Annotated in this window: 10 protein-coding genes; 9 read left to right on the plus strand and 1 reads right to left on the minus strand. The window is 51.2% G+C overall.

The annotated features are described in order from the left end of the window. Positions 1-115 precede the first annotated feature (115 nt). From def to spoVM, 9 genes are all read left to right on the plus strand, one after another. Complete coding sequence (gene def, locus L6H65_RS13375; protein WP_236343037.1) at positions 116-601, plus strand: peptide deformylase; 486 nt, start codon at positions 116-118, stop codon at positions 599-601. Between the two features lie 4 nt (positions 602-605). Next, entirely contained in the window at positions 606-1,556 is a 951-nt protein-coding gene (fmt, locus tag L6H65_RS13380; protein WP_236343038.1) for a methionyl-tRNA formyltransferase, read from the plus strand. Next, a complete protein-coding gene (gene rsmB / locus L6H65_RS13385; RefSeq protein WP_236343039.1) occupies positions 1,553-2,956 on the plus strand; it encodes a 16S rRNA (cytosine(967)-C(5))-methyltransferase RsmB in 1,404 nt (467 codons plus the stop codon). The genes fmt and rsmB overlap by 4 nt, the downstream gene beginning before the upstream one ends. Positions 2,957-3,085: 129 nt before the next feature. Further along, positions 3,086-4,132: a dual-specificity RNA methyltransferase RlmN gene (gene rlmN / locus L6H65_RS13390; protein WP_236343040.1), complete on the plus strand. Its 1,047-nt coding sequence runs from the start codon at positions 3,086-3,088 to the stop codon at positions 4,130-4,132. 7 nt (positions 4,133-4,139) lie between these two features. Continuing rightward, positions 4,140-4,904 (plus strand): Stp1/IreP family PP2C-type Ser/Thr phosphatase, encoded by a 765-nt coding sequence (locus L6H65_RS13395; RefSeq protein WP_236343041.1) that lies wholly within the window; start codon positions 4,140-4,142, stop codon positions 4,902-4,904. Continuing rightward, a complete protein-coding gene (gene pknB, locus L6H65_RS13400; protein ID WP_236343042.1) occupies positions 4,901-7,039 on the plus strand; it encodes a Stk1 family PASTA domain-containing Ser/Thr kinase in 2,139 nt (712 codons plus the stop codon). The genes L6H65_RS13395 and pknB overlap by 4 nt, the downstream gene beginning before the upstream one ends. Then, a complete protein-coding gene (gene rsgA / locus L6H65_RS13405) occupies positions 6,975-7,952 on the plus strand; it encodes a ribosome small subunit-dependent GTPase A (RefSeq protein WP_236343043.1) in 978 nt (325 codons plus the stop codon). The genes pknB and rsgA overlap by 65 nt, the downstream gene beginning before the upstream one ends. 1 nt (position 7,953) lies before the next feature. Next, positions 7,954-8,598: a ribulose-phosphate 3-epimerase gene (gene rpe, locus L6H65_RS13410; RefSeq protein ID WP_236343044.1), complete on the plus strand. Its 645-nt coding sequence runs from the start codon at positions 7,954-7,956 to the stop codon at positions 8,596-8,598. Between the two features lie 189 nt (positions 8,599-8,787). Next, positions 8,788-8,868, plus strand: coding sequence for a stage V sporulation protein SpoVM (spoVM, locus tag L6H65_RS13415; RefSeq protein ID WP_040711006.1), 81 nt, complete (start codon positions 8,788-8,790; stop codon positions 8,866-8,868). A 370-nt stretch (positions 8,869-9,238) separates the two neighbouring features. On the opposite strand, the gene L6H65_RS13420 is transcribed toward spoVM, so the two are convergent. Beyond that, a partial coding sequence (locus tag L6H65_RS13420; RefSeq protein ID WP_236343045.1) for an IS3 family transposase occupies positions 9,239-9,432 on the minus strand: 194 nt, incomplete at its 5' end.

The following is a 9,432-nucleotide window of genomic DNA, read 5'->3' on the forward strand; positions in this document are numbered from 1 at the left end:
AGAGGCCGGTGTGGTCGGCCGACCGCCGTCATGCAGCGAAACACCGCATGTTGGGAGCTGCGCGCGGTGCGCTGAATGTGCAGCCATGTACAAAATTTTAGTAGGAGGAACGGCGATGGCGATTAAGTTTATAGTGAAAGATCCAGATTCTATCCTTCGCGAGAAGGCAATGACTGTAACGAAATTTAATGCGAATCTTCATAAATTGCTTAACGATATGGCTGAGACGATGTATGATGCCGAAGGCGTAGGACTTGCAGCGCCGCAGATTGGCATATCCAAGCGCGTAATCGTTGTTGATGTGGGTGATGAGAGCGGACTGATCGAAATGGTCAATCCTGAGATAATCGAGAAGGAAGGCGAGCAGCTCGGACCGGAGGGCTGTCTCAGCATACCTGACCTGAATGGCGATGTACGTCGTGCACAGCGCATTAAGCTGAGAGGCTTTGACCGCAATGGCGCGGCTTTTGAGATGGAGGCAACTGATTTTCTGGCGCGTGCTTTCCAGCATGAGGTGGATCATCTGAACGGTGTCTTATTCACTGATATTGCGGATTCGATCTACGATGCGGCAGTCCGCGCGCGCAAGCACGAGGAGTGATGGGATGAGAATTATTTTTATGGGAACACCTGATTTTGCTGTACCATCCTTGCAGGCTTTAATCGGGGCAGGACATGAAGTGGTTCTGGTTGTCACGCAGCCGGATCGTCCCAAGGGACGCAAAAAAACGATGACACCGCCTCCGGTGAAGGAAGCGGCGCTTCTGCACGGCCTGCCCGTGGAGCAGCCTGAGCGGCTTAGGAGCTCAGATACAGTATCGTCAATTGCAGCACTCAATCCTGATCTGATCATTACAGCTGCCTATGGACAAATTTTGCCCAAAGCTGTTCTGGAAGTGCCGCGGCTTGGATGTGTGAATGTGCACGGATCGCTGCTGCCCCGATATCGCGGAGGAGCGCCGATTCAACGTTCCATTATGAATGGCGAGCAAGTGACGGGAGTAACGATCATGTATATGGCAGAGGGTCTGGATACAGGCGACATGATAAGCAGAGTCGAATTGCCGATTAGTGATGAGGATACTTCAGGGACGATGTTCGAGAAGCTTAGCGCTGCCGGCGCGGAGCTCTTAATGGCAACACTGCCTTCAATAGAAGACGGCACTGTGCAGGCTGCTGTTCAGAATGAGGCGGACGCCACTTATGCGCCTAATCTAACCCGCGAGGATGAGCGGATCAATTGGAGCGGCTCTGCCCGCTCGATCTTCAATCAAGTGCGAGGATTGTCGCCGATGGCTGGCGCGTTCACCCTGTGGAATGGAGAAACGTTCAAGCTGTGGGCTTGTCAAATCATCGAAGCGAAGAAAGACGGAGCTGATGTGCAGCCAGGAACGGTTATAGATGCGAGCAGCGAGGGAATTCTGGTCGGAACTGGCGATGGACTGCTGCTGCTTACGACGGTTCAGCCAGCAGGCAAGCGAGCGATGCCAGCGGCCGAGTTCCTCAAGGGCGCGAAGCTGGCGGCTGGTTCGCAATTCGGCGGTGGCCAATCTTGAGCGGCCAACGAAAGCCCCAGAAGTCGAGGCAGCAGCTTACTGCCCGGGAAGTCGCGCTGCATACCTTGATTAAAGTAGCGGAGTCCGGCGCATTCAGCAATTTACAGTTGAATCGCACTCTGCAGGAGGCGCAGCTGTCACGTCAGGATGCCGCGCTGGCTACTGAGCTGGTATACGGAACGATTCAGCGGCAGCGCACATTGGATTACCGGCTGAACGGTTTGGTGTCCAAGGGATTGGACAAGCTGACGCCATGGGTTCTTCAACTGCTGCGAATGAGCGCTTATCAGCTCCTGTTCCTTGATCGTATTCCTGCGCATGCAGCTGTTAATGAAGCGGTCGTTATTGCGAAGCGGCGTGGTCATGCCGGTATATCTGGCATGGTTAACGGTGTATTGCGCAACATGGAGCGTCAGCTGGCGAGCATGAAGAGCGGAATTGATGAGAAGAACCCTGTGAAGCGGATTGGAATTGGACATTCTTATCCAGATTGGCTTGTAGAGCGTTGGATCAGAACGTACGGGGAAGAACAGACCGAGGCGATCTGCGCTTCCAGCAATGAATCGCCGCATGCAAGCATAAGAGTCAACAGACTGGAAGCAACACGGGATGAGGCCATTCAAGCGCTGGCCGAGGCGGGCTTCGACGCATCGCCTTCCAAGCTGGCGCCGAGCGGTGTCGTTGTCAGAGGCGGCGGGAATCTGGCGGTGTCGGAGGGGTTCAATAAAGGACTCTGGACGATGCAGGACGAGAGCTCGATGCTTGTGGCCGAGGTTTGCGCTCCAGCACCTGGCATGACCGTGATGGACTGCTGCGCAGCGCCGGGAGGCAAGACGACACATTTAGCAGAAATCATGAAGGATCAAGGTCGCGTCATAGCCAACGATGTTCATCCCCACAAGCGCAAGCTGATTGAAGAACAGGGGGAGCGGCTGCATCTTCGCTCCATTCAAGCTGCGACAGGCGATGCGGGCGATCTGGCGAAGCAGCATGGTGAAGGCGGCTTCGATCTGGTTCTATTGGATGCCCCTTGTTCAGGTCTCGGCGTAATCAGGCGAAAGCCGGAAATAAAATGGACGAAGACTGCTGGGGATATTCGCGATATTGCAGTGCTTCAGCGAAGATTGCTCCAGGAGGCAGCCAAGCTGGTTCGTCCTGGCGGCAGATTGATCTACAGCACATGTACGATAGCGGAAGAAGAGAATGAGCTGCAAATCCAAGCATTCCTGGAGAGCAATGCTGATTTCCAGCAGGACTCGGATTGGCCGGAGGAGGTGCTGGCGCCGCTGCGCCAAGCAGGCGTCATCTCGGCTGCTTCTTTCAAGGGGGACGTCCAGCTGCTTCCGCAGCATTTCGGCAGTGATGGCTTCTATATCGCTCGTTTGAAACGTGTAAAATAAGTGCATTTCAACTGAAAAATGAACGCCCATGACGGTCCTGTGGCCTGACATGGGCGTTTGTGGTAAAATAAGCGGTGGCGGTCATGTGGTCCGCCCAATTCCAATTTAATAGAAAACAGGTGTGAAACGATGAAACCGTTCATCTACGACTATACGTTAGAACAGCTTCAAGATTGGATGAAACAAAATGGCGAGCCTGCTTTTCGCGGAGGCCAGCTGTTTGATTGGCTCTATGTGAAGCGGGTCATGAGCTTTGAGGAGATGACGAATCTGTCCAAGGCGCTGCGTGAGAAGCTTGAGGAGCAGTTCAGCTTTGTGACGCTTTCTGAGATTACGAAGTTTGAATCGAAGGACGGGACAGTCAAATTTCTGTTCGGGCTTCACGACAATCATGCGATCGAGACCGTCATTATGCGTCACAGCTACGGCAACAGTATCTGTGTCACGACGCAGGTCGGCTGCAGAATCGGCTGCACCTTCTGTGCGTCAACGCTTGGCGGCTTGAAACGTAATTTGACCGCAGGGGAGATTGTCGCTCAGGTCGTTCAAGCGCAGCAAATGCTGGATGCAACGAATGAGCGAGTGTCCAGTATCGTTATAATGGGATCGGGCGAGCCCTTCGAGAACTATGACGCAACGATGGCTTTTCTCCGTATTATGATTCATGAGAAAGGCTTGAATATCGGCCAGCGCCATATCACTGTCTCGACGAGCGGCATTGTGCCAAGCATCTACAAGTTCGCCGAAGAGAATACGCAGATTAATCTTGCGATCTCCATTCATGCACCCAATGATAAACTCCGCTCCAAGCTGATGCCGGTGAACCGGAGATACCCGTTCGAGGAAGTGATGGATGCTTGCCATGCCTACATTGCCAAGACAGGTCGCCGGATTACTTTTGAATATGCGCTCATAGGCGGTGTGAATGACGGCAGCGAACATGCCCAGGAGCTTGCTGATGTCCTTCATGGCATGCTGTGCCATGTTAATCTCATTCCGGTCAATCATGTGCCGGAGCGCGATTATGTGCGTACGCCGCGCGAGCAAATTTTTGAATTTCACCGCATCCTTGAACAGAACAAGATCAATGCAACGATCCGCAGAGAGCAAGGTCATGATATCGCAGCAGCGTGCGGACAACTACGAGCTAAACATATGGAGTCTACTGCGGGGTGATCTGGTAATGAGAATGGCTTATCGAAGCGATATCGGGCGGATCCGGCTTGTTAATGAGGATCGCGCTTGGGCAGAAAAGACGGATTCGAATATGATAGTGGCCATCGTCGCCGATGGGATGGGAGGCCATCAAGCCGGCGACGTGGCAAGCCAGCTAGCTGTCGACACCTTTCGCGAAGCGCTGCAAGGGAGCTCATCGACGCTAACGCTGGAAGAGCGCAAAACACTTGTTCGTCAAGCGATTCTTCAAGCCAATGAAACGGTTTATGGCATGGCTTCGAGCAACAAGCAATATCATAATATGGGGACAACGGTGGTTGCAGCGCTGCTGCAGCCTGATAATGGCGTAGTCGGTCATATTGGCGATAGTCGAGCGTACAAATGGAGAGATGGTGTACTCTCTCAATTGACAGAGGATCACACGCTGGTGAATGAACTGGTCAAATCAGGACAGATAACACCAGCGGAAGCTGTGCATCACCCGCGACGCAATGTATTGACAAGAGCGCTAGGAACCGATGAGCTGGTTGAGGTGGATGTCAGAGGAATATCATGGGCGCCGGACGACCTGCTTCTACTATGCAGCGACGGCTTGACGACCATGGTGAGCGAAGAGCAAATTAGTCTGACGCTGCTGGAGAGCGGGCTGGATTTGGATGCCAAAGCGGACAGGCTCGTTGATTTGGCGCTCCAAGCCGGTGGCGACGATAATATAACCGTCGTTCTGCTGCATCATGCCGACGACACAGTGCAAGAGGAGTGTGCGACATGATTGGACATGAATTAGGCGGGAGATATGAGATTATTACCCGCATCGGCGGCGGCGGCATGGCACTTGTTTATAAGGCGCATGATGTGCTGCTGAACCGCAATGTCGCTGTCAAGATACTAAGACAGCAGTTTGTTCATGACGAGGAGTTTATTCGTCGTTTCCGCAGAGAGGCTCAGTCTGCTGCTGCACTGTCTCATCCCAACGTCGTCAGTATTTATGATGTTGGACAAGAAGAAGATACACACTACATCGTGATGGAATATGTAGAGGGCAACAATCTGAATGAGATTATTCAGGAGCGCGCGCCCCTGCAGACAGAGGAAGCGGTTCGAATATCGCTGCAAATATGCGATGCGCTTGAACATGCACATCATAATCAAATTATCCATCGTGACATTAAACCGCATAATATTCTGATCGGGAAGAATGGCCGTGTTAAAGTAACCGACTTCGGAATTGCTCGTGCTGTAACGTCCTCTACGATAACACAAACCGGTTCGGTGCTTGGTTCTGTTCATTATTTCTCTCCAGAGCATGCAAAGGGAATTAGTACAGGGGAGAAGTCCGATATCTATTCCTTAGGAATTGTGCTCTACCAGATGCTTACAGGACAGCTGCCCTTTCTCGGGGAGAGTCCCATCAGTGTCGCGCTCAAACATTTGCAGGAGACGTTCGAGGAGCCTCGAATCGTCAATTCTTACATACCGCAGAGCGTAGAGAACGTCATACTCAAGGCGATGCGGAAAAATCAGAATGAGCGCTATGCTTCAGCAAGCGAGATGCTGCAGGATCTGGAGACCTGTCTGCAGCCTAATCGTCTTAATGAACCTAAGATTACGTTCAATAACGATACCTCTGATCTGGATGAGACACGCATTATGCCGGCTATTCGCGGCAGTATTGCTGATACGCTGGCGGCTGCTCCGGGAGCTGCAGTCCGGAATGACGCGGCGAATGCCCAGCCGGATCAAGAAGAGCGCTGGGACTCCAGCGGGCTTGATGATTCACGCAAGCGCAAATGGGTGAAGCCAGTTGTAACGGTTGCAACTACATTACTGATCATTGCACTTGTTTTCTGGGGAGCAAGGACAGTGCTTGGATGGTTCGATGAGGAAGAGGTTGAGGTTCCTTACGTCGTTAATATGACAGAGGTCAAGGCGCGCGAGGCGTTGGAAGCAGTTGGTCTCAAAGTGGAGAATCCTTCTGTGTATATGGAAAAGGAAGGTGTTCCTAAGGATACCGTATATGACCAATCCATAGCCAATCAACGTGTCAAGGTCGGCGCATTCGTCAAGCTGTTCGTCAGCTCTGGGCCCAAGCTGGAGACAGTTGAAGATTATAAAGGGCGCGTCTATAGTGAAGTGTACGAAGAACTTATAAGTATGGGCATTGACGGTAACCGCATTGAACAGGTGGAAGATCATAGTGATGAGGCCCCTGGCATTATCTTAAAGCAGACACCGGCGCTAGGCGAGTCATTCGATCCGAAAACAGCAACGTTTACCTTTACAGTAAGCAAAGGGAAAGAAACGTTCCCGATGCCGAAGGTTGTTGGACTTATGGAGAAGGATGCAATCAAGAAGCTGCAAGCCAAGGGTCTGAAAATTGATGAGAATAATATTGTACGGGAAGAGAGCTACAAACCGGAGGGTGAAGTGCTCGCCCAGCATCCGTATGATGAGGGAGATCCCGTGGCAGAAGGCGCTGAGATTACATTAACGATCAGCTCGGGCTTGCCTAAGGATGCGCTTGAGTATACGTATAATATTATGATTTCGCCAGCGCAAGCAGGCAAAACGAGCGAAATTCGAATCGTTTACAGCGATGCCCGCCAAGAGAATGTCGAGTGGGGCAAAAAGAAGATTAAAGACACAAAATCCTTCGAGGTTAAAGTGGTGCTATCGCCGAATACAGAGGCTATGGTAACGATATATAGAGACAATCAGCTGGTAGATACCTTTACGAAGACATATGATGAAGTGAAGTCTGGCGATAATTCCATGCCGGAGACAGTTCCAGGTGAAGAGGAACCGGTAGTTGAGCCGGCTCAGACCGAGGAGATTGAAACTAATGACGGTACAATCCCAGAAGAACAGCAAGGACAGCAAGAACAACCAGAACAACCGGAACAGTGATAGTCAGGTTGGACGAATCGTCAAGGCTTTGAGCGGTTATTATTATGTGCTGCCCCAAGGCGCAGACAAGGATTCGACTCCTATTCAGTGCAGAGGACGGGGAATATTCAAGAAGCGGGGCGAATCGCCGCTAGTCGGTGATTTGGTGGAATTCGAAGCAACAGAGAACGGTGAAGGCACAGTTGATTTTATTCTGCCTCGCGTCTCGGAGCTGATTCGTCCTCAAGTGGCTAATATCGATCTTGCAGTTCTGGTATTCTCCTTAACCGAGCCCGCGCTAAGTTTGACATTGCTGGATAAGTTTCTTGTGCATATCGAGCATGCGGGCATTCAGGCGCTGCTTTGCTTAAGCAAGCAGGATCTCGCAAGGGAAGGCGAGGATACCGAAGCAGCTCAGCATATGATGCAGGAGGTCATTCGGATCTACGAGCCTATTGGCTATGAAGTGATGACGACCAGCTCCAGCCAAGGAGATGGAACAGAGCTGCTTCTAGGGCGTCTTCAAGGACATCTCTCCGTATTTGCCGGTCAGTCTGGCGTGGGCAAGTCATCCTTGCTGAACGCGCTCGTTCCAGGTCTGTCTCTGGAGACGAATGCGATCAGCAATAAGCTCGGACGCGGCAAGCATACGACGAGGCATGTCGAGCTTGTTAGCATTGGCGATGGTTATGTGGCCGATACGCCGGGCTTCAGCCAGCTTGATTTCACAGAGCTGGGTATTGAAGAGCTCGGCAGCTGTTTTCGGGAAATGCGCGAATTGGCGCCCGATTGCAAGTTTCGCGGTTGTACGCATATGCATGAGCCGGATTGCGCTGTTCTGGATGCTATGGAGGCGGGAACAATCGCAGCTAGCCGATACGAGAATTATTTGCAATTCATGGCGGAAATGAAAGAGAAAAAGCGGAGGTACTAACATGACTATCATAGCACCATCCATACTATCGGCGAACTTCGCCGCACTGGCGGAAGATGTTAAAGAGGTCGATCAAGCGGGAGCGGATTGGATTCATATCGACGTAATGGATGGCCATTACGTGCCGAACCTAACCTTCGGACCGCTTGTCGTAAGTGCGATTAGGCCGTATACGAAGCTGACTTTTGACGTTCATCTGATGATCGAACGTCCAGAAAATTTTATTCCTGCGTTCATAGAGGCGGGAGCAGACCGGATTACAGTTCACGCTGAGACATGCCCTCATCTGCATAGAGTTATCGGGATGATCAGGGATGCGGGGCTGCCAGCAGGAGTTGCGCTCAATCCCGCTACACCTCTTTCTGCACTGGATTGCATCGTGGAGGAACTGGATATGGTTCTGCTCATGACTGTTAACCCTGGCTTCGGCGGACAGAAGTTCATACCACAGTCTTTATCCAAGCTTAAAGAGCTGAGAGCGATGCTGAATGCACGCGGATTGGACCATATTAATATTCAGGTGGACGGAGGCGTTAACACTGCGACAGCGCCTCTTGTGCGCGAAGCAGGGGCTAATGTTCTTGTTGCGGGAAATGCCGTATTCACAGAGCGTGACCGCAGGGCAGCGATCGCATCGCTGCGCTAAGTAGTAGGCTGATGACGGCAGTATGGAATAGGACAATCCAATGATGCATAGTATGGTTACATGAACGAATGTTCTTGTAGCCTTTTTTTTATATCTGTAAGTATAACGGCAGGCAATTAGGAAAGTGGCAATACATGCTAAGGGAAGTTCATATTGAATGTTCCTTATGAGTTTGAGGAGGGGTGGAGCATGAAGTTTTATACGATCAAGCTGCCAAAGTTTCTGGGCGGGTTTGTAAAGGCCATTCTGAATACGTTTCAGAAGAGCTAGCTATTGCAGAGAATCAGCATACTGTGCTCGTTGAAGAAGCAACCCCCAATGCAAGTAGCCGGCCGGGCAGCGGGCGGCTGTTTGCGGTGTCTGCTTTAATCGTAGGCGTACAAAGGGTAAACACTCTTATGAAGTCTACAACAGAGCATCGCACGCCACTCTCTGCATCTTTGTCCTATATGCTGCTTCTAGAGCAACTGATCGGTCAGAGCTGCGCGTAAGTGGTTTTTTTCCTTCCAGCACATCACGCGCTAAGTTTTCGAGCTGTAACACGGAATTTTCGTCTTACAGCGGCAGCTTGAGTAGATTTTACGTGTCTTTATCCGCCGTAAGTTGATTTTTGGACCTCTGTCAAGAAAGTAGACACCAACTAACGTTGCTTACAAATGCTTTTATAGTACTCAGCTTCAAATCGGTCAGGAGATAGGTAACCCAATGAACCGTGGATTCGCTTCCGGTTATAAAAGAGCTCGATGTACTCAAATACTTCTTGTTGCGCTTGGACCTTCGTTTGAAATTTGGTGCAGTAAATAAACTCCTTCTTCAGCACACTGTGGAAGGATT

Origin of the sequence: Paenibacillus plantiphilus (assembly GCF_927798095.1) — a bacterium.
GTDB classification, from domain to species: domain Bacteria; phylum Bacillota; class Bacilli; order Paenibacillales; family Paenibacillaceae; genus Paenibacillus_Z; species Paenibacillus_Z plantiphilus.